General features: G+C 62.9%; 3 protein-coding genes. All 3 read right to left on the minus strand.

All coding sequences use genetic code 11. The annotated features are described in order from the left end of the window. Window positions 1-551: phosphate acyltransferase (locus tag ACXJ7R_RS31830; RefSeq protein WP_457155272.1), on the minus strand; the 551-nt coding region annotated here is incomplete at its 3' end. Between the two features lie 113 nt (window positions 552-664). Further along, entirely contained in the window at window positions 665-1,213 is a 549-nt protein-coding gene (locus ACXJ7R_RS31835; RefSeq protein WP_457155273.1) for a YceD family protein, read from the minus strand. Window positions 1,214-1,216: 3 nt separating this feature from the next. Further along, on the minus strand, window positions 1,217-1,718 hold a 502-nt coding region (locus ACXJ7R_RS31840), incomplete at its 5' end, for a ubiquinol-cytochrome C chaperone family protein (protein ID WP_457155274.1).

Here is a 1,718-nt window from a genome sequence, read left to right on the forward strand (position 1 = left end):
ACCCCGACATTGAGCAGGCCAACCGTCGGTCGCGTGATGCCGAAGACAGAGCGCGCCATACCGGTGCCGAGAATGGCGAAATCAATAAGCTGATGGGCGTCGGCACCGATGGTGGCGCCGACGTCGAGCACCACGCTTTCGCCACGTGTCGTCGGCCAGAGCGCTGCAATCGCCGGCCGTTCGATGGTGGCCATGGTGCGCAGGCAGAATTTCGACATCGCCATCAGCGCACCGGTATTGCCGGCAGAGACACAGGCGTCCGCCGACGCTGCCTTGACCGCCTCGACAGCCTTCCACATCGACGACTTCCAGCGGCCGTGACGCAGCGCCTGGCTAGGCTTGTCGTCCATCCTGACGGCGATCTCGCAGTGGAAGAATTCACTGATTTCGGCCAGCTTCGGGAATTTGGCCAGTTCAGGGCGCACCACCTCTTCACGTCCGAAGATGACGAAGCGGATGTCGGGACGGCGGGTCGCGACCGTCATGAGCGCCGGAATGACCACGGCTGGTCCGTGATCGCCGCCCATGGCATCGATGGAAATCCTGATCACGCGGTATTCATCTCACGGTTAGGCGGCAGGTCGCTTTAGTGGTCGCGAAGGTTCGGCGAAAATAGCGGTTTTGGGCTGCCGCACAACCGACTTTTCCGTCGCGGGCGTGGTTTTCAGGATTTTCCCAGCAAGGATCGCAGTTTTTGCTGAAATTCATTCTCCGCCGGTTCGCTCCCGCCGCCGGCATCCAGAGACGCGCCCTGCTTGCGCGGATATGGGTCGATCGCCAGCCCGAAGAACTGTTCGGCGAGCGCCCCGACATCGATCGTGTCGCCGGAAAATGTTTCGGGAGCGTCCGGTCCGTCCGCGTCGAGCAGGATCTCGCCGCCGTCATCGAAACCCTGCCGTCCGAGCTTGGAGTCCTCGGGCAGCAACAGCGCTTCGACCGGCTCGTCGATATGCGCTTCGACAGGCTCGAGCGTGACGATGCAGGCCTGGGTGATGTCGGCTTCGACGCGACCGCTGACCTTCACGCCATTGCGCTTCCATGACGTCACCAGAAGCTCGGCGCGATAGGCTTCGACCGAAAGCAGCCCGTGCTCCTCGGCCAGCGCCGCGCGCTGCGCGGCGTCAGCCTCGATCACCACCGGCAACCCCTTCTGCGGCAGACGGGCGATGTTCGCGCGGAACGATACCGGGCTTTGCGGGTCAATGTGTTTCATCGATCAACCTCCGTTGGCGACGGGAAACGCCACCGTGCCGGAGACTATCGATTCGGATGGCTGGGTGGCCAGCTGATCGCGGGCGTCGGTGACATAGTTGGCCAGCAGCGACGCTTCCGGCCAGGCGCCGGTGTCGGGCCGGACATTGCGGGCAAGGGCCGCGGTGAGCCCGTCATGGTCGTTTCTTTCCAGGGCATCGTCATAGGCGGCGGTTCGGCCATAGAACATCTTTGCCAGCTTTTTCATGCGTTTGGGCACGCCGACATCGCCAATGCCCAATTCCCGCAGCGAATGATCGACATCGAGGAAGAACTCGTCGATCAGCACCTGCGCAACCTCTTGCGCCACGCCGTCCTCGCGGCGCAACCGGTGCTGGAACAGGAACATGTGCAGCGACACCATCTCGAAGCGGCCAAGCGGCGTATCGGGCACATTCCAATGGGAATAAAACACAGTCTGCCGCGCCGCCGCCACGATTTGTGCGTAGAGCGCCTCGGTGATAGCG

This window comes from Mesorhizobium sp. P5_C1, from assembly GCF_054049815.1.

Coding starts and splice junctions, on each gene's coding strand:
- ACXJ7R_RS31835 (WP_457155273.1), bottom strand. CDS start 1,213: ATGAAACACATTGACCCGCAAAGCCCGGTATCGTTCCGCGCGAACATC.